Raw genomic sequence first — 24,140 nt, 5'->3', positions numbered from 1 at the left:
GTCGAGCTTTGTTTTGGCTTCGATGGAGTGTATCAGCGCGGTGAGTCTATAGGTATCGAACGGATCTGAAGGGGGATGTTCGAGTATGGTGCGCTTCTTTTGTGTTGCGAAGAAAACTTTGCCACGGAATTAGCTTCGGTACGAGAGCAGTGAGGATCACACCGACTCGTCATCGTGTGTGTGCGCTTCTGGTTGTGGCTTGCGCGAGTTTGTCAGTTGATAGCGGAGCAGGGCTGCGAAGGCGCAGGCGATGAGGAAGAGCATGGGGCCGGTGAAGAGGAAGCGATCGGTGATCCATTTGCTGTCGAGCAGGCCGGAGGTCTGTCCATAAAGAGGTCCGAAGAAGCGTTCCATACGACCGACTGATCGGTGCGTGTCGAAGATACTTGAGGCTTGGGACTTCCAGGTGGCAAAGCGGATGAGAAAGGCGACGGTGACGGGTAGCCATGCCCACAGGATTGGTGGGACGGCTTCGGGCTCCTGGGTTGGCCCGGCAGAGGTGGAAGGGGTGATAGAGCGGGAGAGGTCACCTAGCGCTTTGCCGAGTTTGCCGAAGGGGATGAGGCCGAGGAGAAATCCGGTGGCTGCGAAGATGGGCAGAAAGTAGCTCAGTACGTATCCGACACGATTCAGGCTGGTCCAGTGCATGGTGGTAGCCAGTTGCCATACTGGCGTCGTGACCCATGAGAATCGGATCGCGGCGATCGCGACCAAGAGGTACAGAAACAAACATTTGGCGCACCAGGTGGCGACTTTCAACATGGCCTAGATGTAGCACAGGCGCATCTTTTGTGGTGCAGAATTGTTGACGGCTGGTGTGGCTAAGGGGCTATACTGCGTGAAATGGCGCGGTCCGACGGACCTGGAGCGCCGGCGAGTGAGGTGAGTCTTCAGCGATTGCTTGAATGACAATGCGCTCGGGATTGGTTCCGGGGGCCCCCCCGGTGTTCCGCCTGGCGGCGGGGTAGAAGGGCACGCGATCTCTCGCTGGTGGCGTGGGCCGGGACGGGTGGTTCGGACAGCGCTGGATGATCTGGTTACTACGTTGTATCCGACCGATTGCAGGGCTTGTGGTGGGCCTCTGCTGACAGCTGGGCTGTCTCCTGTATGTGACAGATGTGTAGAGGGGGTTGAGGCGCAGTCGATGACGCTGTGCGTGCGTTGCGGCGAGGCGCTCGACATGGAAGGCGTGCGGTTCGCGGGGCAGTTTCCTGTGGAGGGGCTGGTGTGTTCGCCCTGCAGGATGGCGCCGCCGGAGTTCGAGCGAGCTGTGGCCTATGCGGTGTATCAGGATGAGCTGCGGGAGATGATTCACCTGCTGAAGTATGAGCGGATGGCTTCTATGGCTAGGCCGCTGGGGAGGTTCCTCGCGCGGGCGATTGAGATGCTTGAGGGCGAGGCTGGTGATGAGTTGCTGGTTGTTGCGGTGCCGTTGTTTCCCTCCAAGGAGCGCGAGCGAGGCTACAACCAGGCGGTTTTGATGGCGGATGCTGCGCTTGTGGAGTTGAAGAGGACTCGTCCGCAGTGGAAGCTGCGTTCGGCCCATGAGGTGATTCGCCGGGTGAAGGATACGCGGAGCCAGTTTGAGTTGACTCCGAAGGGGCGGAGACGAAATCTGCAGGGTGCGTTCAAGGTAGACGATCGCGCGGCGCTGGCTGGACGCGAAGTTTTGTTGGTGGATGACATCTATACGACTGGGGCTACGGCTCGCGCTTGTGCGCAGGTTTTGCGGCGGGCCGGGGCTGGCAAGGTGTGGGTGGCGACGGCGTCGCGGGCCCAGGCGGAGATGGTCGCTTCGTGGGATGCGGCTTCCTCTGATTCGGCTTCGGCGGATGCAAGGTCTGGTATTGCGGGTTCTGGTGTTGCCGTCTGGGATGCTGGTTAGTGGAGTTGGAGTGGCAGAGAAGCTTGGCGCGGAGTGCTAACAGTAGCTGGAACCGGAGGGCTTTGAGATGCAATCGGGGAAGATGCGGAAGCAGGGGCTGAGTGGAAAACGACACGCGGGGCACGGGGCTGGCCACGTTTCCGGACGGGTTACGACGGAGCGCGAGGTGCGGGTTGGCGTGTTTCGTCAGCCGGCGATGCAGACCCCGGTGCTGGTGCTGAATGCTTCGTACGAGCCGATCAACATCTGCGGGGCGCGACGGGCGCTGGTGCTGGTGTTGAAGGGCGTTGCCAGGACCGAGGAGGAGCAGGGTGCGGTGCTGCATGCGGCGCGGATGCGGGTGGCGATGCCGAGCGTGATTCGGCTGCTGGAGTACCGCCGGATTCCGCACCAGACGCGGGCGCTAAGCCGCAAGAACATTCTTCTGCGCGACCGCAACTCGTGCCAGTACTGCAGCGTCATCCTGACCGCGGGGGAGTTGACGCTGGATCATGTCATTCCGCGGTCGCGTGGCGGGCTTTCGACGTGGGAGAATCTCGTTGCCTGCTGCCACAACTGCAACCGGCGCAAGGGCAACCAGATGCTGCATGAGCTGACGGACATGAAGCTGCAGCGGGAGCCAAGGCCGTTTTCTCTGCATACCTCCCGGCACATTATGCGCATGATCGGAAGCGCGGACGCGGCGTGGCGGAAGTACCTTTACTTCGAGGCTGAGCCGGCGGCCTAAGGTTGTAGCGTTGTCAGTTCTCCGTTTCCTTGTTACTTAGTCGATGTCAGGTCCCCCCTCCCCCCTTGGGGGTATCTTGCGACTAAAGTTATTGCAATCAATAATTTACACTGGATACCCGTCTGTAAAATATTGACGACAAAGTAGTTGTGGCTAAAATACTTGTAATCAATGGCTTAGCGGCTCTTTTCGAGTAGCGCAAAGAGGCCCCGAAGTATCATATCCGGGGCTTTTTCTTGCTTTGATTCCATTATAGTTGTTTCGATATAACTCATACGCCAAGCGGAAGTACTTGTTTTGTATGGGTTTGCAGTGTTTAGGACTTGACAACATTCCTGGGTCCGCATGATAGGTCACAAGGCCTATCGATGTTATGAAATCCGTTATCACTCCCGCTTGCACTTCCCGGGAAGGTTTTTTAGAGGAGTGCTCGGATAAGCGCAAATGACGATGATGCTGTTTCACTTACTCCTGAGTGCCGGACTAGTCAGGACGGTTTCCACTTCGATTGGGGCGGGGCACCCGGGCGGAGTAGGGTACTGCTTTGCACCTGTGCGCTCTATCCAGTTCGTTCAGTTCTTCTTCTAGTTTGCTTACGCCGACGGTTCTCAAGCAGGTGAGGCATATCGATTGAAGGTTGCCATCCTGGATGCGCCGGTGGGGGAAAAATGGTTCAGTTTTCTTATCCATCGTGTCTCCTGACTTCAAGAACGCGATGGGTGGGTGGTTCAGATTTCACTGTTTTTCCCAATTAATCTGCTGTTTTCGGGATATTTTCGGACTTCGGCAGGCGGACATCCCGGTAAAGCAGATGCACATCTTAGCGATGTTTGCGGTTGATTCAGGCACAGAGAAAGTGCATCCGCAAGGACGGAATGCGGGGGTCTCTCCACTGCGTCGCGCGATGAGACTGCGCGACTCTGGTCGAGATGACGTGGTTTGGGGGTGTCCCGTCTGGGGGCTGCCCGTTGAAACGGGGATGTGATAGTTTCAGCGGCAGGAGTTCGAATGTCTTATATCGAGAGTTATCAGTGCGACGTGTGCGGGGATAAGAAGGGCGAGGGTGGGGACTGGTGGCTGGCCTGGGTGGATTGTTTTCCGGGGGAGAAGCCGGAGGAGGATCAGCCTCTGATCAAGCTGACGCGGTGGCAACATCACCATGCGCACTCGGCTGGGGTGAAGCATTTGTGCGGTGCGCGGTGCGCGGGCACGCTGATGGATCGGTGGATGACGCAGCAGCATGCGGACCCTGATGCTCACTGCGAGACTTAGGCGGTTTTTTCCTCTAACTCGTGCGCCGTCTTGTCACGGAGTGTAGTGCGTCTTTGCGTTGATGTCGACGGTATGTGGAGCAAAACGGAATGCGGGGTCTCTCCACTGCGTCGCGCGACGATACTGCGCGGCTTCGGTTGAGATGACGGATCTTGGGGATGGGACGAGATAGCGATGGGTTGCTTCGGTTGGCTTTTCGGGTGGGGGAAGAACGGTATCGGCTGGAGTGTTGGGTTGAAAGGTTCGAACGGTATGGGTGGGTGGAAAGTATCGGGATCCTTCCCCTTCGGCTTCGCTCAGGGTCAGGATGACGACTTTAACTTTCGTTTTGATATCGACTGGTTTACTAAGAGCAAAAAACGGAATGCGGGGGTCTCTCCACTGCGCCGCGTGATGAGGCTGCGTGGCTCCGGTCGAGATGACGAATTCTGGGGATGGGTCGAGATGATGAATCTTGAGGATGGGTCGAGGTGACGGATTGTAGGGCGGTCTTTGGATTGGGGGGAGATGGCGGCGGCTATTTTATTGGCCGATGGGCTCGTAGCCGGAGTTGGTGGTGGTGACCTGGAGTTTTTTTGCGGTGGCGTCGAGGACTGACCGCTCGACGTAGTTGGTGTTGTCGGGCAGGCTGGCAAAGCGTACGGCGAGGGTCACGACGTCCTTCGGTTCGTCCATGTAGGTGTTTACGTTCAGGGCGCTGATCTTCTTGTCCGAAGTGTCGAAGGAGATGGTCATCTGGTCGCCGGGTTGAGCGTAGTCCTTGAAGACGATCTTAGCGATGCCTGAGTCCGGGGAGGGGTTGATGGAGACTTTTCCTTCCTGAAAGGCCTGCTGCATGCGTTGGGCGTCGGGCGGCACGTACATGGCGAGCAGGATCTTGACCTGCCCCATGTAGTCCTTCATCTCTTCCTTCTTCTTGGCGATGATTCGTTGTTTGAAGCGTCCTCCGCTGGGGGCCTCCTGACGCTGGGGGCTCATGGGGGCCTTCTCCACCTTTCCGTCAGGACCGTACTGGCACATGGCCTGGGTGGCGGGTTTGGCTTCGCCCTTGAGCGTGAGCTGAGTGGTCTCGAGCCAGCGGTAGTGATGCAGCTTCTGCTGGTTTTCGGCGGTGGACTGCTTGAGGGCCGCCATCTTCGCCTGCAGATCGCCAAGGGCCTGGCCGTTTGCGGCGGTGGCGGAGAGAAGAGAGGCGAGCAGCGCTGCTGTGACGAGTACGGCCGGGTGACGATGCGATGGAGTGCCTGCGGTTGACCGGTTCATCGAGCACCTAATGGTTTACTTGGTCGCGGTTTTTTTGACGTGGGGAATGCGGGTGACTGAGCCGTCGGGCATGACGATGTATTTGTCGCCGGTAGCGTCTTCGATGTAGGCGTTCTTGCTGCCGGGGGCGAGAGTGACCTCGCGGGCGTCGGTCTGTCCGGGTGCGGTGAGGACGAAGTGTTTGCCGTCGCCTTCATCGACTACGGGGGATTTGGTGGGGAGCGGAGCCGGGGCGACCATGGCTGCGGGGGCTGGGCCAGGGGTGGGCGCGGGTGCGGCGGAGCTGGTGGGGGGCGCGCCGGTGTAGGCGGTCATCTGGCCGGTCTGGCGGAAGTGGACGTACTCTGGCCCCTTGATGCCGTTGACGCACTGCTGGTAGGCGTCGACGCCGACGGTCTGGCTGGTGGCGGTGGTGCTGGCGACGGCCTGGCTGTTGCGGTCGGTGCGCTGGGTGGCTCCGGTGGCGGCGGCGGTCTGGGCGCCGTTATTATTGCCGCCCCACCAGCCGTAGTTGTTCTTGCGGGAGATGGCGCTGGTAGCTGCGCCGGTGATTCCGGTGATGCCGCCCTGGGCCATCTTGTCTTTATCTTGACCATGTTCACGGTCGTGAAGGGTTTTTTGTTCGTCGGTGAGCTGGCTGGAGGCCTGTTGGCGGCACTGGGTAAGCTGCTCCTGAGTGATGGGGATCATGTCCATGGTGATGCCGTCGGCGGGGCCAGCTGCGGGTGGCGCGGGTGCGGGCGCTGTCTGGGCGAGGGCGTAGCCCAGGGAGAGGGTGGCGATGCAGGTGGTTTTGAGAAGGAATTTGATTGGCACGGTGACCTCCCGGTGTGCGATCGTTCCCGACGATCAGACGCTGCAGGGGCCCGTGAATCAAAGGATACGGGAACAGAGTGATAGTAAACTCGGCGCGGTTGGTGGGCAAGCGAATCTTCGGTAACTTTGATTAATTCTTGTCCTGCCGGACGGGCCCACTTCGCGTGGGGCGGTCACTTCGTGACTTGTATACCCCTTCGGTTGGCGCTCCCGTTGGTCGCGAGAGATCCTGTGCCGACCATCGGGAGGCCCCATGCTGCTCATCCTGACCTGACCGGTATACGCGTCACGAAGTGACCGCTGCCCGCGCAGGGCGCTCGTCCGGCAGGACATGCGTTATGGTTTTGGGTTCTGCGGAGGATTGGCCGGGGGCTGGGTGGTGTCCTTCTTGTCGGTAATGTCCTCGCCGTTGTAGATGATGCGCGCGGTGGCGTGGTACTGCTTGTAGTCGGTGTATTTGACGATGTTGCGCATGTGGACGTCCTGAGAGAGGGCGCCCTCCTGGGCGACGAAGTGGAGGTTGCCCTCGGCCTTGGTGTAGGTAGGGAACCAGTACTTGCCGTCGATCTGCTCGTAGTAGGTGGTGAAGGGCGGGGAGAGATCTTCGTGGCCTTTGCGCTTGTCCTGGGGAACGGTGATGCCGTTGACGAGGACGATCTGGAAGTCCTGCTGGTCGACCCAGACTTTGCCCTGGAAGTAGCGCTTGCCTTTTTCGAAGGTCTTGGGGGCGGCGGAAAAGACGTAGGTTTCGAGCTCGTCAATGTGCTGGCGGCCGAGGTAGGTGATGTCGTACTTGGGTAGGTCTTCGGTGGTGAGGATGAAGGGGAGGCGGTGCTCGATCTCGTCGAAGTCGGCGGGGGTCATCTGGACGCGGTCAAGGGTGTTCTGGGGGGCGAAGACGACGTGCTCGGCGCGCTTGCCGTCCTTGTCGAAGGTGATGTCGGTGACCTGCTGGTACTCGCCGTCGATGCGGTTGGTGTCTTCGGCGAGGGTGTCGACCTTGACGGTCTGGCGGAAGGTGTAGTTCTGGCGGGCGAGCTTGAAGAGGGTCTCGCGGGCGGCGAACTTGTCGATGATCTGCTGGGGGGTCATGCCGGCGGGGGGCGCGGGGTCAAGCTGGCCAAAGCCGGAGGGTTCCTGGGAGGCGGTTGAGGCGGGGGCGGCTCCGTCTGGATTTGCGACAGCGGCGATGGCTGCGGTGGACGGGGCCGATAGCAAGAGGGATAAGACGCTTGCAGCAAAAAAGTAATGGGTCGCGGAGGCAGAGGCGCGGCTGGGCTTCATGTGGAGAACTCCATGGGCGGGGCTGTCTGTTGTCTTGCCTGCGTCGCCCCACACATTACTAACGCACGCTACAAGAATAGACGCGATTTGGGGAGGTTTGGTGATGTGGCCTGGAGCGAGGGAGATGAGCGGGTTGATTGTGGTGAGGTGGGTGGAGCTTTCGCTGGCGGGCGGGGGGCTGTGGGCACTGTGGTGTCGCATGCAGGCTCGGGTGGCGGAGGGCAGGCGGGAGCGGCGGGAGCAGGAGGAGCTGCGCGCTTATGCAGGGCTGGATGTTCGGCTGGATGGTCGTCTGGGGGCGGATGCGGAGATGCCTGAGCTGGCGGCGCGGGTGAGCCGGCTGATGGCGGAGAAGAGCGTCTTTCGCAGGACGGCGGTTCTGGTTCGTGATGCGGCGGGAGTGCTGGCGGTGGCGGCCAACGCGGGGATGGAGGAGATGACGGTGGAGTCGCTGAACGCCTGGGCAGAGGGTGTGGTGGAGGCTGAGCGCAGGGGTGGGATTGGCACACGGCGTGGGGAGGGCGGCCTGGGACGGCGGGTGAAGAACAATGCGTTTGCGGTGGTGTTTGAAGGGGGAAGGGGGCAGAGTGCGCGATTGGGGGAGGAGGCGCGGGGGGCGATCGTGGTTCCGCTGTGGACAACGAGCGGGAGAATGATGGGAGCGCTGGCGGTGGGGGCGGATGGGTTGCTGAGCGTGAGGCAGAGGGAGCTGGAAGAGGTGTTGTGGCCACTGGAGGCGCTGGGAGTGAAGGTGGCGCGGGCGATGGAGAACGTTGCGCTGGCCGAGAAGCTGATGCGTGCGGAGAGGCTTGCGGGGCTGGGGATGCTGGCTGGGGGGATGGCGCATGCGCTGAGTAATCCGTTGACTGCGGTGCTGGGGTTTGCGGAGCTGATTGCGGGATCGACGGGCGAGGCGCGGGTGAAGGAGGATGCGGAGATCATCGTGCGGGAGGCGCTGCGGATGCGGCAGACGGTGGAGACGCTGCTGGAGTTCTGGAAGCCGGTGGGGCAGGGCGATGAGCTGATTGACCTGACGGAGCTGGTGCGGGAGCTGGCGGCGGCGTGTGGCGAGAAGCTGGAGGGCAGGGGGATTCGGCTGGTAGTGCAGGCCGAGGGCGAGGTGCCTGAGGTGAGGGGGAACCGGCACAGGCTGCGGCAGTTACTGGAACATCTGCTGAATAATGCGGCGCAGGCGCTGGCTGGGGTGCGGGGCGTGAAAGCGGAGGAGGAGATGGTGATCCGAATGTCTTTGAATTGTTCGGGGAACTGTTCCGGGAGTGGTTCGGGGAGTGGTTCAGGAGGCGTTTCGGGGAGTTTTCCAGGGGCTTTTTCCGGAGAGGATTCGGAGGAGGCATTGGGCTTGGATGGGCGGAGGGTTCACTTGATTGTGAGCGATACGGGGCCGGGTTTTCGGGAACCGCGGAGGATCTTCGATCCGATTTACACGATGCAGGAGGCGGGCGATGGTGCGGGGATGGGCCTGAGTCTCTGCTACTCGATTGTGCAGGAGCATGGCGGGGAGATTAGCGCGTTCAACATGCATCCGCATGGGGCGGGGGTCGCGGTGGAGCTGCCGGTGAGGATGGAAAAAAAATCTGTGGTGGCGGAGGAGACGATTCGCCGCGCCGCTGTTGGGGGATAGCCTGTTTTGCCTGTGGTTTTTTGTGGTGCAGAACGTGGTGGGACGCGTGGTGGGCGTGGTATCGACGTGGTGTTTTGCGTGGCGAATTTTGTGGCTGGAAAAAGTGCCAGGTTTTCTGAATTTATTTCTTGCGGAGTGTGAAAACTTTGATGGGGATTTTCTTCCGTGGTTCCCCTTTCGGTTCGATCTTTGAGTAGCGGCGTTAGACTGGCGCGATGAAGAAGTGTGCGGTTCGGGCGGGTGTTCTGGCTCTATCGGGTGTTCTGGCTCTGGCAGTGGTTGGGATTTGGGGCTGGTCCGGTGGCACGATGTTGGCGCAGGGATTTGGTCCTGACTCTGATTCTCTGCCGGGTAGTGCTGCGGGAAGACGGCCGATGACGTTTGCGGATCTGCAGCGGATGAAGCGGGTGAGCGATCCGCAGGTTTCGCCGTCGGGGAAGTGGGTGATGTTTTCGGCGACCGACGTTGATCTTGAGAAGAACACGAAGGTGAATCATCTGTGGGTGGTGCCGATGGCGGCTCCCGCTGCGGCTTCGGGAAAGAGTGAGGGCGCGGGTGTGCTTGCGAAAGAGCGGCAGGTCACGTTCTGGAAGGACGGCGAGTCGGGGGGACGATTCTCGCCGGATGGGAGACAGGTTGCGTTTGTGGCGACCGAAAGCACGACGGGGTTGTCGCAGATCTTTCTGGCGGCGTGGGATGACGCGATGGGGACGCTGGGGACGCCGAAGCGGCTGACGAATGTGAGCACGGAGGCGGATGGGCCGGTGTGGTCGCCGAACTCGCAGCGGATCCTGTTTGCGTCGCGCGTGTATCCGGAGTGCAGTGATGAGGCCTCGTGGGTGGATGAGGATCTTTGCAACAAGAAGAAGGACGATGCGGCGGCGGCGAGTCCGGTGAAGGCTCAGGTCTTTGAGCATCTGCTGTACCGGCACTGGAACAGTTACCTCGGTCCGAAGCGGAGCCATGTGCTGGTAGTGTCTGCAGCCGATGGAAATGCTATTCGAGACCTGACGCCGCGGAGGGATATTGGAGAGGCGGAGTCGCCGACGTTTACCCTTGGCGGTCCGCTGGGATACGCATGGGCTCCTGGCTCGGAGGAGATTGCTTATGTAACTAATGTTGATCTTGTTCGGGCGGCGAGCACAAATAACGATGTATTTACGCTTCTGCTGGATGACGCGAATGCGAAGCCGCGCCGGATTTCGACATCGTTCGGCAGCGACGATGGGCCGTCTTACTCGCCGGATGGAAAGTACATTGCATTTCGCTCGCAGGAGCGGGCGGGGTATGAGAGCGATCGGTTTCGGCTTGTGACCTATGACAGGTTAGCGCACAAACTACAAACGTTGGACATGATGTTGCTTGAGCGAGAGCCGCCAACGATTGTTATAGCGGGAGCCAAACCAAGTCAAAACTTGCCTCCCCCGGTCATCAAGCCGGAGCGCGATGTAGATCGCTGGGTGGACGAGTTTATATGGTCGAGCGATTCGCAGCGCATCTTTTTTACTGCCGGCGACCAGGGCCAGCAAGTTATTTATGGAGTCAATGCCACCGGTGGAAATCTTCATCGTTATGGTAAGTACGCGGGTGCCAAAACGGTTGGCGAATGGAGCGATCTCGTTCAGGTGGGACCGGGATACCGACTAGCCGGAGTTTTAATGCGAGCGGATAAGCCAGCCGAGTTGGCGATCGCCAATATGTCCGAGATGGACGACTCCGGCTTCATTAACATGCCTGTTGTAAGCAAGTCGCCGTCGGCAATGAAGATGTATAACTTGCGCGAAGGTGTAGCGCTGGCCACTCCAAACTTTCTAACTCATCTAAATGACCATCTTGTTGAGGCTCTAGATTTAGAGCCGTTAGAGCCGTTTTGGTTTACGGGTGCGGAGGGGACAAAGGTGCAGGGGTTTGTGATTCGTCCGCCGAAGTTCGATGCTTCACGGAAGTATCCGTTGAAGTTTTTGATTCATGGGGGGCCGCAGGGGGCGTGGGGAGATATGTGGAGCTACCGGTGGAATGCGGAGCTGATGGCGGCGAGTGGATATGTGGTGGTGATGGTGAATCCTCGCGGGTCGACCGGGTACGGGCAGGCGTTTATTGATGGTGTCAATGGCGATTGGGGTGGGAAGGCTTATGTCGATCTGATGAAGGGGCTGGACTATGCGGAGGCGCACTACTCCTTTATCGATAAGCGGCGGGAGTGTGCGCTGGGCGCGAGCTACGGCGGGTTTATGGCGAACTGGATTTTGACGCACACGAATCGGTTTGCCTGCATTGTGACGCATGATGGGATGTTCAATCCGGAGAGCGCGTACGGAACGACGGAGGAGCTTTGGTTTAACGAGTGGGAGTTCCGGCGACCAGAGGAGATTGCGCCGGGTCAGCCGTGGAGGTATGCGGCGGGGCCGGTGGCGAACGATCCTTTCAGGAGATGGTCGCCGATGCTTGCGATTGAGAACGCGAAGACACCTACGCTGGTGATTCACTCGCAGCGAGACTATCGGCTGGATGTGTCAGAGGGGTTTCAACTCTTTACGGCGCTGCAGCGGCTGAATGTTCCGAGCAGGATGCTTTATTTTCCCGATGAAGGGCACTGGGTGTTGAAGCCGCAGAACTCGAAGCTCTGGTATGAGACGGTGGGGGAGTGGTGCGACCGGTGGACGAAGACGAATCTGTATGCGGATTTAGTGCCAGACACAGAAGCACCGGTTGCACCTACCAAGGGGAAGGGAGCTACGCGTACGACGACTGCTCCAGCGAACCCGACTACGCATTCTGCGCCTGTGGCTGCTGGGCCGGGGGTGGAAGATCTGCCGCAACGAGCTGTGGGTTCAGAGGATTTTACGGTTGCGATTGGCGCTCCGCAGGATGAGGTGAAGGCGGGGACGGATGCGAAGGTGACGATTGCGCTGAGGAATGTCTCGAATCACCAGATTGCGTTTGCGCATAAGCCTGGGGCGAACAATCCGGAGTTTTCTTACCGGATCGAGGTGAAGGACGCGAAGGGCCATGAGGTGGAGGGGACTGCGTATGGCCGGGAGGCGTTGCAGCACCAGCAGGAGGAGACGCGCATGGTGGAGTATGTGCAGCCTGGGAAAGCGGCGGTGCAGACGGCGCATCTGGAGAGGCTGGTGAATATGAATCGGCCGGGGCGATATACGGTGGTGGTGTTTCGCAAGGATGCGAAGAATGGTGCGGTGGTGCGGTCGAATGAGCTGACGATGAACGTGGTTCCCTGAAGGTGACGAGCGTGAACTGCAACTACTGTCCTGCCTGACGGGCCTCCTGCGCGGAGGGCGGTCACTTCGTGACTTGTATACCGGTCAGGGTAGATCCTCTTCATGGAGCCTCCCGTTGGTCGGCGTGGGATCTGCTCTTTAGTTATTTGGGTGAGAATGGGTTGAGGGGATTCGCGATGGCGTTTGTGCGGCCGAAGAAACGGGAGCCGGTGGGTGAGGCGGGGTTGTTCGAGTATGCGGTGGGGGCACTGGCGCGGCGGATGCGGACGGTGCGGGATCTGCGGCGGTTGATGAAGGCTCGCGCGGAGGAGGGTGAGGCGGGCGAGCGGGCGATGGATGCGGTGATCGTGCGCTTGAAAGAGCTCGGCTATGTGAGTGATGAGAAGTTTGCGGAGGGCTATGCGCGGGTGCGGAAGGAGAACGAGAAGTTTGGGAAGAGGCGGGTGCAGCAGGATCTGATGATGAAGGGGGTGGAGAAGGAGCTGGTGGCGTCGACGCTGGAGACGGCGTATGGCGAAGTGGATGAGGTGGCATTGGCTCGGGAGTATATTGCGCGGAAGCGGATGAAGAAGCCTGGTGGGGAGAACGCTCAGAAGGAGACGGTTCGGACGATGAATCGGCTGATGCGGGCTGGGTTTTCTTCGAGTGCGATCTTTAAGGTGCTGCGGGAGTGGGATCTGCCGGAGGAGGCTCTGGCTGGGGTGGAGGAGGAGATGGATTGAGTCCTGCCGGACGGGCGCCCTGCGCGGGCGGCGGTCACTTCGTGACTTGTAGACCCCTTCGGTTGGTGCTCCCGTTGGTCGCAGGCTAGATTTTGTGCCGACCAACGGGAGGAGCGAGTGTCTCATTCTGTCACGACAAGGTATACCCGTCACGAAGTGACCGCGCTCCGCGCAGGAGGCCCGTCCGGCAGGACCTATCTTTAATAGTCGCCACGGAAGCTGTGGATGAGGCGCCGGTCGCGCTTGCTGGGGCGCTTGGAGGGGGCGGTGTAGGCGATGGGGCCGAGGAGTTTGCGCTCTTCGGCGGCTTTGCGGCGCGCCTCTTTACTGTCTTCGGTTTCGCGGTAGAGGGTTTGGGCTACGGCTGCAGAGCCGCGCTGCTGGCTTAGGGCGAGGACTTCTACTTCGAACTCGCCGCCTTCATTTTTGATACGGAGCATGTCGCCGAGGCGGACCTCGCGGGAGGGCTTGGCGGAGAGGTTGTTCGAGGTGATGCGGTTCATGTCGCAGGCTTTGGAGGCTTGCTCGCGGGTCTTGAAGAAGCGGGCGGCCCAGAGCCACTTGTCGATACGGGTGCCAGTCATGGATCTATTTTCTTCTACTTCTGCAGGCAGGTGTTAGATGGCGCGGAGCATTCGCACGGGGAGATAGAAGAGCGCGGCGATAAGTTCGAAGGTGCCACTGACAACGATGCCGATGAGGCGGAAGGGTAGGAGGATCAGCCAGACTAGCGGATAGAGGAGGAGTGCCGCGAGGGCAAGGGGCCAGCAGACGATCATGAGGATCAAAAAGAGTAGAAGGTTGAGCATTGGTGTTTCTCTCCTGGGAGATTAAACGTGGTTCGTTGGGGAAAAGTTCCCTTGGGTAGATGATAGGAGGATGGCGGAGAGCGGGCTCGAGCGGGTGGTGGGGGTGGATTGGTCGGGCGATAAGGGGCCGGGGCAGCGGAGGAAGATCTGGGCTGGGGTTTGGACGGCTTCCTCTACGGGCGGCCGGGTGACGCTGGAGAGTGGGCGAACGCGGGAGGAGTTGGTGGCGTGGCTGGTGGAGATGAGCCGCGAGACTCCGCGGATGGTGGTGGGATTTGATTTTTCGTTTAGTTATCCGGAGTGGTTTTTGCGGGAGCTGGGGATTGGGTCGGCGCCTGAGTTCTGGGAGCTGGTGGCGAGTGGACGCGGGGAGGAGTGGCTGCATCGGGAGTGCGCGGATGTGCGGTTCTGGGGGAGGGTGGGGCCGAGGCGGCATGGGAAGAAGCCGGCGGAGTTCAGCGGAGAGCATGCGCACAGGATGTTGCGGAGGGCGGAGACGGTGTTGAAGGTGAGGGCGGAGATGACAGACCCGCTGCAGGTAGCGAAGATTGCGGGGATCGCGCCGAAGTCGGTGTTTCAGATTGGCGGGGCGGGGGCGGTAGGGACGGCTTCGCTGCGGGGGATGCCGGGGTTGCTGGTGTTGCGGGCGGCTGGGTTTCGGATCTGGCCTTATGATGAGCCTTCAGTGCGGAGTGCTCCTTTGGTGGTGGAGATTTATACGCGGTTGATGACGGGGGCGGTGACGAAGAGCTCGGAGGTGGCGCGGACGGCTTATCTCGCGAAGAAGCGGAGGGAGAGTGCGCTGTATGCGGGGCTGCCGCGGGGGGTGGTGGCGAAGGCGCGGGCTTTGGAGGATGCGTTCGACGCGCTGGTGACGGCGCTGGTGATGACGGAGCATCGCGGGGAGTTTGCGGAGCTGAGGAAGACGGAGGATGAGGTGTTTCGGATGGAGGGGCAGACGTGGGTGCCGGGGTTGGTCGGCTAGCGTTAGTGCTTGTGGTGGAGAGCGGTTCGCGCGTGGCGCGAATGCCTACATCTCAGAATCGAGATATGGGGCACCCTGCACCCGGTCGCGGCTACACTGAAGGCCAGCACTGAAGGGGCTGGGACTGGTATGAAAGCAAATCTGCTGACGCTTGCTGTCGTTATCTTTACGCTTGGTCTCCTTCTGGCTCATCCGTCGGAGGTGATCTGGAGTACGGCGAAGGTGATTGGAGCAGTGATCGCTGGGATATCGTTTCCGTTGTTTGTGCTGGCGCGGTGGCAGCTCGGCAGTTCGTTTTCGATCAAGGCGAAGGCTAGCCGGCTGGTAACGACGGGGCTGTACTCGCGGATTCGGAATCCGATTTATCTGTTTGGGGGATTGTTTACGGTGGGGGTGTCGCTCTTCTTTTCGGTGTGGGGGCCGCTGGTGGTGGCGTTGGTGATTGTGCCGATGCAGGTGGTGAGGGCTCGCAGGGAAGAACGGGTTTTGGCGGGGGCGTTTGGGGAGGAGTACGCGCGGTACAAGAGCAGGACGTGGTTTTGAGGTGCGGGCTCGCTGGTAGACTTTAAGGTCTATGACGAATCGTTCGGGAAGCCAGCGTTTTTTTTCGGGAACGCAAATCAGGGAAGATTTTTTGCGGTTTTTTGAGGGCAAGGGGCATCGGCGGGTGCACTCTTCTTCGCTGGTGCCGGCGAACGATCCTACGCTGCTGTTTACCAATGCGGGGATGAATCAGTTTAAGGATGTCTTTCTGGGGAACGAGAGGCGGGATTACTCGCGGGCGGTGAGTTCGCAGAAGTGTGTGCGTGCGGGGGGGAAGCATAACGATCTGGAGAACGTCGGGTTTACGCGGCGGCACCATACTTTCTTTGAGATGCTGGGGAACTTTTCCTTTGGGGATTACTTCAAGAAGGATGCGATTGCTTATGCGTGGGAGTTGCTGACTTCGAATCATGATCATTGTTTTGGGATCGATCCTTCGCGGCTTTATGTGACGATCTGGGATGGTACTGGCGTTCCTGGGTTGGATCAGGGCGAGGATGACGAGGCAAGACGGCTATGGGTTGAGACAGGAATTCCCGCGGAACGAATCTTTGGAATGCCCGGCAAAGACAATTTCTGGCAGATGGGCGAAACCGGGCCGTGCGGGCCTTGTAGCGAAATTTTCTACGACCTTGGGATTGAGGCGGCGGAGGAAGCAGGTGTCGATAAGCCGTTTCCGCTGGACGAGCAGAGGTATGTCGAGATTTGGAATCTGGTGTTCATGCAGTTTGATCGTTCGGTAAACGGATCAGCACGGACGGATGGTACGTTCCCATCCTATGGGTTCGCGCTTTTGCCTAAGCCTTCGATCGATACGGGCATGGGTTTGGAGCGGGTGGCGGCGGTACTTCAGGGAGTGCTGTCGAACTTTGAGACGGATCTGTTCACTCCGCTGATTGCGCGAGCGGCGCAGCTTGTGCTCTATTCGGGTTCTGACACCAGTGATACGCTCGGTTCAATCTCGCGCAATTTAGAACTTTCGCGAGTCAAACGCTATGTTGCAGACCTTGGCGGATCTCCAAGCGAAGTTGAGCCACATCATCTCCTTAAGAATGCTAGCTTGCGAATTATTGCAGACCACGCTCGTGCAGCTACTTTTCTAGTTAATGATGGTGTGCTTCCTGCCAACGAAGGGCGCGGATATGTTCTGCGAAAAATCTTGCGACGCGCGATTCGACATGGGCGTTTACAAAATCAAAATAAGCCCTTTTTATCCAAGATGGTTTTCGCCGTTCGTGACCTGATGCAGACAGCTTATCCCGAGTTAAACGATTCCGTAGATCGGATAGCCTCAGTGGTACATGCGGAAGAGCTGCAGTTTGATCGAGTACTGAAGGTTGGCCTCGCCGCTTGGGAAGAGCGCGTTCAATTATTGATGTACGAGAACATGGGGAATGCTGAGGGCTCGATATCTTTCTCCAGTACCGGCGAAAATCGCGTAACTGATGTTATGCGAAGCGGTGCACCAGTCGTATTCCCGGGAAAGGATGCATTTCATCTCTACGAGACGTTCGGGATGCCGCTCGATTTTATGGTCGATGCGGCGCGAGACGCAGGGCTCAATTTCGACCAAGAAGGATTCGATAGGGCGAAGGAGGAGGAGCAGCAGCGGGCGCGTGCGAGTTGGAAGGGTGGGTCGCAGAAGTCGGCGGCGCCGGTTTATCGGGAGTTGCCGAAGACGGAGTTTGAAGGGTACTCGACGCTACGGGTGGATGGAGCGAAGGTGTTGGCGCTGGTGAAAGACGGGGTTGGTGTGCCGGAGTTGAAGGGCGGCGAGTCGGGTGAGGTGGTGCTCGATACTACGAGTTTTTATGCGGACTCGGGTGGGCAGGTGGGGGATCAGGGATGGCTGGTGGTTCCTAGGGGGGCGGGGGGCGATCACAGCTCGGTGGTGGCTGAGGTGAGTGGCGCGACCAAGCCGGTGCAGGGGGTGTTTGCGCATAAGGTGAGGGCGAACCGGACGATTGCGGTGGGCGATACGGTGGATACGGTGGTCGATGGTGCGGTGCGGGCGGCGACGACGCGGAATCATACGGGGACGCATCTGCTGCATGCGGCGCTGCGGGAGGTGCTGGGGAAGCATGTGAAGCAGGCGGGGTCGTTGAACGATGCGGCCAGATTGCGGTTTGATTTCTCGCACTTCACGGGTGTGGCCGAGGAGGAGTTGCGCGAGGTTGAGGAGATTGTGAATCGGCAGGTGATGGGGAATACGAAGGTGGAGACGCTGGTGGATGTGCCGATCGACGTGGCGGTGAATGAGCTGGGGGCGATGGCGCTGTTTGGCGAGAAGTATGGCGAGAGGGTGCGGGTGGTGAAGATCGGCGACTTTTCGACGGAGCTTTGCGGCGGAATTCATACGGGGGCTACGGGGGAGATTGGCGTGATTAAGGTGGTGGGGGAGGGGTCGGTGTCTTCGGGGGTGCGGAGGGTGGAGGCGGTGAGTGGTACGGGGGCGTTGCAGGAGTTCAGACGCGATTTTGAGGTGGCTCGTGTGGTGGGGGCTTTCGTGGGTTCGGGGGTGGGGAGCTCGTCTGAGGGTGTTACGCCGGCGGAGGCGCTGCGTGCGCGGATTGCGACGCAGGAGGAGGAGATGAAGAAGCTGCGGCGGGAGCTGGATGCGGTGCGGATGAAGGCGGCGAGTTCGTCTTTGTCTGACGCTGGCGCGTCTGCCGTGGAGGTGAAAGGTGTGAAGGTGCTCGCGCAGCGGGTGGATGGAGTGGAGAAGGCTCAGATGCGGGAGCTGGTGGATTCGCTGCGAATCAAGCTGGGGAGTGGCGTGGTGGTGTTGGGTGCGGCGGATTCTGCTGCAGGGAAGGTTTCGCTGATTGTGGGTGTGACGAAGGATTTGACGGCGCGAGTGCAGGCTGGGAAGATTGTTGGGCTGCTGGCGGCGCAGGTTGGCGGGAAGGGTGGTGGGCGGCCTGATCTGGCGGAGGCTGGGGGGAGCGATGTGGGTTCGCTCGATGCGGCGCTGAAGGGTGCGGCTGAGGTGGTGGGCGGGTTGCTGGGTTAGGGGCTGGTGTCCTGCCGGACGGGCCCACTGCGCGTGGGGCGGTCACTTCGTGACGCGTATACCTTGTCTCGGTGGGACAGGACCTGCTGGTCCTTCCTTCGGTCGGTGGCTAATGGTGGTGGAAGGTTTCTATGAGGAACCAGATGTTTAGTCCGGCTATGAGGAATGCTACGGCGTAGCTTAGGAGCCTGGTTCGCGCATGATTGACGAAGGGGCCCATCTTCGTTGCGTTGCTGGTGAAGGCTACCAAGGGAAAGACGGCGAAGCTCAACTGCAGACTGAGGATGACCTGGCTTAGCAGTAGCAGTTTCGTGATGCCTCTGTCGCCGTAGAAGTAAGTGACGATGACGGTGGGGATGATCGCGAGAGAGCGGGTGATGAGCCGGCGCAGCCAGGGAGCGAGGCGAATGTGGAGGAAGCCTTCCATGACGATCTGGCCGGCGAGGGTTCCGGTGATGGTGGAGTTTTGACCGGAGGCGAGCAGGGCGAGGGCGAACATGGTGCTGGCTCCTGCGAAGCCCAGCATGGGGGTGAGGAGCTTGTAGGCGTCGCCTATCTCGGCGACCTCGTAGTGGCCCGCGCGATGGAAGACGGCGGCGGCGAGGATGAGGATTGCAGCGTTGACGAAGAGGGCGAGCATGAGGGCGGTTGCGGAGTCGATGTTGGCGAAACGGATTGCTTCGCGTTTGCCCTGCTCGGTGCGTGGGTAGTTGCGCGTCTGGACGATAGAGGAGTGGAGATAGAGGTTGTGCGGCATGACGGTGGCGCCGAGGATTCCGATGGCGATGTAGAGCATGTCGGGGTTGGTGATGATGGCTCGCGAGGGGATGAAGAGGTTGTGGGCGATGGGGAGCCACTCGGGATGCGAGAGCAGGACTTCGACGCCGAAGAGCGCGGCGATGGTGCCGATGAGGGTGATGACGAGCGCTTCGAGATAGCGGAAGCCGCGATTTTGCAGGAGCAGGATGAGTAGGACGTCGGCGCCGGTGATGAGGACGCCGAGGAGGAGTGGGATGTGGAAGAGGAGTTGGAGGGCGATGGCGGAGCCGATGACTTCGGCCAGGTCGCAGGCGGCTATGGCGATCTCGGCGAAGAGCCAGAGGAGGATGTTGGTGGGGCGGCTGTAGGTTTCGCGGCATGCCTGGGCGAGGTCGCGTTCGGTGGCGATGCCGAGTTTGAGGGAGAGGCTTTGGAGGAGGATCGCCATCAGGTTGGAGAGCATGATGACGAAGAGGAGGGTGTATCCGTACTTGGAGCCGCCGGCGAGGTCGGTGGCCCAGTTGCCGGGGTCCATGTAGCCGACGGAGATGAGGAAGCCGGGGCCGAGAAAGCCGAAGAGGCGTCGCCAGAAGCCGGGCGACTGCGTGAGGCGCACTGAGGAGAATGCCTCCGGCAGGGATGGACGCAGCTCGCGATTGAGTTCCTGGAGGGTTGGCATAGGCGGCATGGAGACGTGCAGTCTTAAATGCAGTATGCCACATTTAGTTAACCGAGGTTACGTTTTTTTACGTCGCCTTGGTTCATGCGCTTCTTTGGATCCTGAACTTGGCCGTACCCAGACCCTGATGGCGGCGGATTGGCCGAGGATCACGGAGCCGTTTGGGGTCTTTAGTTGCATCGTGTTGTCGTAGTTGCGTTTCTGTACGCGGACGGCGACTTTGGGTCCGATTCCGAGCTCGTGAAGAAATTCGAGGAGGCTGGAGTCTCGTTCGTAGAGACTGGCGACGACGTAGTCGGTGTTCTCGGTGGCTTCGGAGAGGGCGACGAGGCCTCGGCGTTTGATCTGCGCGGGGGTTTCGGGGAGGACCTTGTTGCCGTGGGGGCAGTCGCCCTCTTCGCCGAGTCTTTCGATGAGCTTGGCTTCGAAGGCGGGGGAGATGGCGTGTTCGAGGCGTTCGGCTTCGGTGTGGATCTGGTGCCACTCCATGCCGAACATCTCGGAGAGCATGCGTTCGACGAGATGATGGCGGAGGGCGGTGCGGTGAGCCGCTTCGCGGCCCTTGGTGGTTAGTTTGAGGGCGCCTTCGCGGCCTGCTTCGATGTAGCCGTCTTCGCGGAGGCGCTTTACGGCCTTGGTGACGGCGGGTGCGGAGACCTCCAGCCACTGGGCGAGTAGGGCGGCGATGACGGTGTGGCCTTCGCTCTCAGCTTCAATGATTGCCTTGAGGTAGTCTTCTTTCGAGACTGTGATTTCCTGCGACATGATTGCAAGTTAACCATGGTAAAGGCGATTTGTCATCGCAGGAGATGACGCCTGGGGTGGGAATAACGGCAAACTGTGGGTGTTTGGTTTGGAAGGTTTGAACGGCATGGGTAGGTGGAAGACGTCGGGATCCTTCACTCCGTTCAGGATGACGGCAAGAACAGACTACGGGCCTTCCCGTTCGACTCGCTCAGGGTCAGGTGCTCAGGGGCATTGGCTATTTTGATTCTTGCTCGTCTTCGAGAAGCTGTCTGGCTTCTTCGAGGTTGAGGAGATTGCCGTCTACGACGATTTCGTAGACGCCTGCGTTATCCGGGACTGAGAAGACGCTTTCGACAGTGTGGCCGCGTTTGCGAATCGCTTCGACGAGAAGATCGATGTCTACCATGGGTGGAAGTTTACAGGATTCAAGTTCAGACGGGCAGGCGTTGTAAAGAACTAGGTTTCGGGTGCGCTAGAATTTGTCGCAGGGTGGAGCGGATGTTTGCTTGCTCAGACCTTGGCAACGGAGATTCGCGGTACTGGAGGGGACTTTGGATGTACATGCTCCGCATGAACCGATACATGGCGTGAAGGATTTTCTGCTGCATCTGTTGACGATTACGGTGGGGCTATTGATTGCGGTGGGGATCGAAGGCTGCGTAGAGCGGCATCGCGAGCACAAGCTGGCGAATGAGGCGCGGGCGACGATGCGGGAGGAGATTGAAGACAACTCGAAGGTGATGGAGGGCGCAGTAGCGGACGTGCAGAAGGAGAAGAGTCTGATGCAGAAGAATATGGATCTGCTGTCGCGGATTCAGGTGAACCCGAAGGATCAAGAGTCCGATGGGCCTAGTATCAATGCTTCGTTTTCGAATAAGAGTTTGAAAGGGACTGCGTGGAAGACGGCCCAGACGACCGGGGCGCTTGGTTATATGCCATACGCCGAGGCGCAGCGGTATGCAGACATCTATCAGGCGCAGGATGCGTTTCTAGCGGCGCAGGACAAGAACTGGGAAGATCAGTCGCAGTTACTGGGTGTGATTGGAAAGACGAACTTAGGTCACGGGCCTGTGACGCGGGAGCAGGCCAGTCTGATGATGGAGCGATTCGGGATATGGAAGGGACACCTGATGTATCTCGACTTGATGGCAAAGCTTACCTCTTTGAGTGATAAGGCTTTTCTGGAGGGGAAGGAGGGGCCGAAGTCGTTGCATGAGGATTTTGGCGGCGGGAAGTAGTGCTCCTTGGTGAAGGCTGAAAGCTGAAGACTTTTCTAAGGTCTGGGGGTATCGGGGGGTGTACCGGGCTTCTTTTCACGGGCGTTGCGGGGTGGGTTCTCTTAAACTTAGGCAGTCTGTCGATTTTTTGAAAAGACTATGGGCCTGAGAAAGACAAGGCGTGGTGTCTGGTGGGGTGCGGGTTGCGCGGTGGTGCTGAGCTGCGTGATGGTACAGGTTCTGCCTGCGAAGGCGGCGCGGCAGCGGCATGCGGAGTTGACGCTGTGGGAGCAGGCTGAGCGCGGGCGCGAGACGCTGGAGGCGATGCCGACGGGCACGCGGACCAGGGCAGATTATGCGCGGGCGATGGATGGATTTCGTGCGGTGTACCACGAGGCTCCGGGAGATGTGCATGCTCCCGACAGTGTGAATTCGGTGGCGGAGCTGCTGGCTGAGCAGGGGCGCGGGTTGCATGATGCGAAGAGTCTGAAGGCGGCGGTGGGGCAGTATGAGTTTTTGCGGACGCAGTATCCGGGCAGCTCGCTGCGGGTGGGGGCGTTGCTGGCGGAGGGGCAGATCTATGAGAACGATCTGCAGGATGCGGGCGCGGCGCGGGAGAGATATGCGCTGCTGGTGAAGCAGTATCCGCGGAATGAGATGGCGGAGGAGGCGAGGGCTGGGCTGGCTTCGTTGGAGCAGGGGATAGGGCGTAGGGATCAGGGTGTAGTGGGTGCGGCTCGGGGTGGGTCTTTCGGGACTTTCGGATCTTCCGGGACTTCGGTTTCTTCGGTTGCGAAGGAGGCTGGGGTCGGCGGGATGCTGGCGACGGATAGTGCGTCTGATGGGAGTGATGCCAAGGTTTTGGGTACAGGTTCTGGTACAGGTTCTGCGGGGCAGGCGGGAGTTGGGGAGAGACAGGGGGGCGCAGGTCAGGGGTTTGCGGCGCCGGGATTAGCTGCTGAGGATGGGGCGGTTGATGCTGCTTCGGGTTTGGCTTCGGGCTCCGATGCGGGAGCGCAGAGTGGGGCGCCGATGCATGTGGCGAAGGTTGTGCGGCGGGGACACATGGCGCAGGTGACGGGGATTCGTCACTGGTCCACGCCGAACTACACGCGGGTGGCGATTGATCTGGGTGACGATGTGACTTATGAAGCGGCGCGGGTGCCGCATCCGGATCGTATCTACTTTGATCTGCATGGAACGCGTCTGGCGCAGGAGCTGGTGGGTAAGAGTTTTGCGGTGACCGATGATGGTTTTCTGAAGAAGATTCGAGCGGCGCAGTTTTCAAACGATATGACGCGGGTGGTGCTGGATGTTAATGATGTGACGGAGTATTCGGCGTTTCTGCTGCCGAATCCTTATCGCTTAATTATTGATATCCATGGTGGGAGCAAGGCGGAGCCGGGTGCTCCGGCGGTGAGCGTGCCAATGCAGAGGGCGGCGGCTCCTGCGCCTTCGGTTCCGAATACGACGGCGGTGAGGTCGGGGAGTTCGTTCGATGTGGCGGCGGTGAGTGCACAGCCGGGCAGGGTGGAGGCGACGACGCAGCCTACGTCGCAGCCTATCTCGGCGGTGGTGTCGGATAGGAGTCAGTCAGATAGGGCTCAGGGTTCAGGGCTTGGTGTTCCGGGTGCTTCGGGGACGGGTACTTCAACTATGCCAGCAACAAGCTCTGCTGATGTGGCGGTGCCTGTGCCGAGCACCAAGAAGCTGCGGCACGGCAAAGGTGTGAGGGATGCCGATGCGGTTCCGGCGCGGGCGGCGTTGCCTACGGCGGATGGCGAGACCTCGATGGTTCGGGCGCTGGGGTTGAAGGTTGGGCGGATCGTGATCGATGCCGGGCATGGGGGGCATGACTCGGGGACGCTGGGCGTGGATGGGATTGAAGAAAAGGACGTGGTGCTGGATGTGGCGCTGCGGCTGGGGAAGCTGCTGCATGAGCGGCTGGGGTCGGAGATTATCTATACGCGATCGGATGATACGTTTATTCCGCTTGAGACGCGGACGGCGATTGCGAATAAGGCGCAGGCGGATCTATTTCTTTCGATCCATGCGAACTCGTCGGCGGATGCGAGTGCGCGGGGGGTGGAGACTTACTACTTGAACTTCTCTTCGTCGCCCGATGCGCTGGAGACGGCGGCGCGCGAGAATGCGGTGTCGGATCAGTCGATTCATCAACTGAGTGATTTGGTGAAGAAGATTGCGCTGAAGGACAAGATTGCGGAGTCGCGGGAGTTTGCAGGAGATGTAGAGCAGAGTCTGTATGGCGGACTGCAGAGGGGCAATGCGGGGCTGAAGGATCGCGGGGTGAAGAAGGCTCCGTTTGTGGTGCTGATCGGGGCGAATATGCCTTCGATTCTGGCGGAGATCTCGTTTGTGACGAATGCGAAGGATGCGCGGCAGCTACAGCAGCCGGAGTATCGGGAGCGGGTGGCGGAGAGTCTGTACAAGGGTGTCGCGAGGTATGCGGGTGGGTTGAGTGGGGCGAAGACGCCGACGGAGCGGGCTAGCGGGAACTAGGACGATTGCTGCATGGGG

The 24,140-nt window shown here is 59.9% G+C and carries 21 protein-coding genes; 12 read left to right on the top strand and 9 right to left on the bottom strand.

The genetic code is table 11. The features are described from left to right. Window positions 1-156 precede the first annotated feature (156 nt). Complete coding sequence (locus RBB75_RS04960) at window positions 157-648, bottom strand: hypothetical protein (protein ID WP_179639589.1); 492 nt, start codon at window positions 646-648, stop codon at window positions 157-159. Window positions 649-901: 253 nt separating this feature from the next. Between RBB75_RS04960 and RBB75_RS04955 the strand changes: the two genes are divergently transcribed. From RBB75_RS04955 to RBB75_RS04940, 4 genes are all read left to right on the top strand, one after another. Next, window positions 902-1,885, top strand: coding sequence for a ComF family protein (locus RBB75_RS04955; protein WP_353069759.1), 984 nt, complete (start codon window positions 902-904; stop codon window positions 1,883-1,885). A gap of 67 nt (window positions 1,886-1,952) precedes the next feature. Beyond that, a complete protein-coding gene (locus tag RBB75_RS04950) occupies window positions 1,953-2,612 on the top strand; it encodes an HNH endonuclease (protein WP_353069758.1) in 660 nt (219 codons plus the stop codon). Between the two features lie 1,008 nt (window positions 2,613-3,620). Beyond that, a complete protein-coding gene (locus tag RBB75_RS04945; protein ID WP_179639586.1) occupies window positions 3,621-3,884 on the top strand; it encodes a hypothetical protein in 264 nt (87 codons plus the stop codon). A 174-nt stretch (window positions 3,885-4,058) separates the two neighbouring features. Continuing rightward, entirely contained in the window at window positions 4,059-4,358 is a 300-nt protein-coding gene (locus RBB75_RS04940) for a hypothetical protein (protein ID WP_353069757.1), read from the top strand. Between the two features lie 48 nt (window positions 4,359-4,406). Here RBB75_RS04940 and RBB75_RS04935 read toward each other — a convergent pair whose 3' ends face one another. The 3 genes from RBB75_RS04935 to RBB75_RS04925 all read right to left on the bottom strand — a co-directional run bounded on the left by RBB75_RS04935 (window position 4,407) and on the right by RBB75_RS04925 (window position 7,247). After that, on the bottom strand, window positions 4,407-5,147 hold the full coding sequence (locus tag RBB75_RS04935; RefSeq protein ID WP_179639584.1) for a hypothetical protein: 741 nt from the start codon (window positions 5,145-5,147) through the stop codon (window positions 4,407-4,409). Between the two features lie 15 nt (window positions 5,148-5,162). Beyond that, window positions 5,163-5,963 (bottom strand): hypothetical protein, encoded by an 801-nt coding sequence (locus tag RBB75_RS04930; RefSeq protein ID WP_353069756.1) that lies wholly within the window; start codon window positions 5,961-5,963, stop codon window positions 5,163-5,165. A gap of 336 nt (window positions 5,964-6,299) precedes the next feature. Then, complete coding sequence (locus RBB75_RS04925; RefSeq protein WP_353069755.1) at window positions 6,300-7,247, bottom strand: hypothetical protein; 948 nt, start codon at window positions 7,245-7,247, stop codon at window positions 6,300-6,302. 124 nt (window positions 7,248-7,371) lie between these two features. Between RBB75_RS04925 and RBB75_RS04920 the strand changes: the two genes are divergently transcribed. The 3 genes from RBB75_RS04920 (at window position 7,372) to RBB75_RS04910 (ending at window position 12,850) form a co-directional block, all read left to right on the top strand. Further along, window positions 7,372-8,889 carry a sensor histidine kinase gene (locus RBB75_RS04920; RefSeq protein ID WP_353069754.1) on the top strand — a complete coding sequence of 506 codons (1,518 nt, stop codon included), beginning with the start codon at window positions 7,372-7,374 and terminating at the stop codon, window positions 8,887-8,889. Window positions 8,890-9,104: 215 nt separating this feature from the next. Beyond that, window positions 9,105-12,128 (top strand): S9 family peptidase, encoded by a 3,024-nt coding sequence (locus tag RBB75_RS04915; RefSeq protein ID WP_353069753.1) that lies wholly within the window; start codon window positions 9,105-9,107, stop codon window positions 12,126-12,128. A 176-nt stretch (window positions 12,129-12,304) separates the two neighbouring features. Continuing rightward, window positions 12,305-12,850 (top strand): regulatory protein RecX, encoded by a 546-nt coding sequence (locus tag RBB75_RS04910; RefSeq protein ID WP_353069752.1) that lies wholly within the window; start codon window positions 12,305-12,307, stop codon window positions 12,848-12,850. Window positions 12,851-13,050: 200 nt separating this feature from the next. Here RBB75_RS04910 and RBB75_RS04905 read toward each other — a convergent pair whose 3' ends face one another. Both RBB75_RS04905 and RBB75_RS04900 read right to left on the bottom strand, forming a co-directional pair. Beyond that, window positions 13,051-13,434, bottom strand: a complete 384-nt coding sequence (locus RBB75_RS04905; protein ID WP_353069751.1) for an RNA-binding S4 domain-containing protein — start codon at window positions 13,432-13,434, stop codon at window positions 13,051-13,053. Between the two features lie 33 nt (window positions 13,435-13,467). Next, window positions 13,468-13,659 (bottom strand): hypothetical protein, encoded by a 192-nt coding sequence (locus tag RBB75_RS04900; RefSeq protein ID WP_353069750.1) that lies wholly within the window; start codon window positions 13,657-13,659, stop codon window positions 13,468-13,470. Between the two features lie 70 nt (window positions 13,660-13,729). Here RBB75_RS04900 and RBB75_RS04895 point away from each other — a divergent pair, with 70 nt between their 5' ends. From RBB75_RS04895 to alaS, 3 genes are all read left to right on the top strand, one after another. After that, window positions 13,730-14,644: a hypothetical protein gene (locus tag RBB75_RS04895; protein ID WP_353069749.1), complete on the top strand. Its 915-nt coding sequence runs from the start codon at window positions 13,730-13,732 to the stop codon at window positions 14,642-14,644. A gap of 129 nt (window positions 14,645-14,773) precedes the next feature. Further along, window positions 14,774-15,187 carry a methyltransferase family protein gene (locus RBB75_RS04890; protein WP_353069748.1) on the top strand — a complete coding sequence of 138 codons (414 nt, stop codon included), beginning with the start codon at window positions 14,774-14,776 and terminating at the stop codon, window positions 15,185-15,187. A gap of 31 nt (window positions 15,188-15,218) precedes the next feature. Further along, complete coding sequence (alaS, locus tag RBB75_RS04885) at window positions 15,219-18,200, top strand: alanine--tRNA ligase (RefSeq protein ID WP_353069747.1); 2,982 nt, start codon at window positions 15,219-15,221, stop codon at window positions 18,198-18,200. A gap of 109 nt (window positions 18,201-18,309) precedes the next feature. On the opposite strand, the gene RBB75_RS04880 is transcribed toward alaS, so the two are convergent. From RBB75_RS04880 to RBB75_RS04870, 3 genes are all read right to left on the bottom strand, one after another. After that, the gene (locus RBB75_RS04880) at window positions 18,310-19,638 is read right to left on the bottom strand and encodes an Nramp family divalent metal transporter (RefSeq protein WP_353069746.1); all 1,329 of its coding nucleotides are present in this window, start codon (window positions 19,636-19,638) and stop codon (window positions 18,310-18,312) included. Between the two features lie 57 nt (window positions 19,639-19,695). Beyond that, on the bottom strand, window positions 19,696-20,403 hold the full coding sequence (locus tag RBB75_RS04875) for a metal-dependent transcriptional regulator (protein ID WP_353069745.1): 708 nt from the start codon (window positions 20,401-20,403) through the stop codon (window positions 19,696-19,698). Window positions 20,404-20,620: 217 nt separating this feature from the next. Further along, window positions 20,621-20,791, bottom strand: coding sequence for a hypothetical protein (locus RBB75_RS04870; protein WP_179639574.1), 171 nt, complete (start codon window positions 20,789-20,791; stop codon window positions 20,621-20,623). 145 nt (window positions 20,792-20,936) lie between these two features. Here RBB75_RS04870 and RBB75_RS04865 point away from each other — a divergent pair, with 145 nt between their 5' ends. After that, window positions 20,937-21,623 (top strand): hypothetical protein, encoded by a 687-nt coding sequence (locus RBB75_RS04865; RefSeq protein WP_179639573.1) that lies wholly within the window; start codon window positions 20,937-20,939, stop codon window positions 21,621-21,623. A gap of 138 nt (window positions 21,624-21,761) precedes the next feature. Then, window positions 21,762-24,122, top strand: a complete 2,361-nt coding sequence (locus RBB75_RS04860) for an N-acetylmuramoyl-L-alanine amidase (protein WP_257031177.1) — start codon at window positions 21,762-21,764, stop codon at window positions 24,120-24,122. Window positions 24,123-24,140: the final 18 nt, after the last annotated feature.

This window comes from Tunturibacter empetritectus, assembly GCF_040358985.1.
GTDB classification, from domain to species: domain Bacteria; phylum Acidobacteriota; class Terriglobia; order Terriglobales; family Acidobacteriaceae; genus Edaphobacter; species Edaphobacter empetritectus.
The sequence above is the reverse complement of the archived record's forward strand: the minus strand, read 5'-3'. Positions and strand labels throughout refer to the sequence as shown.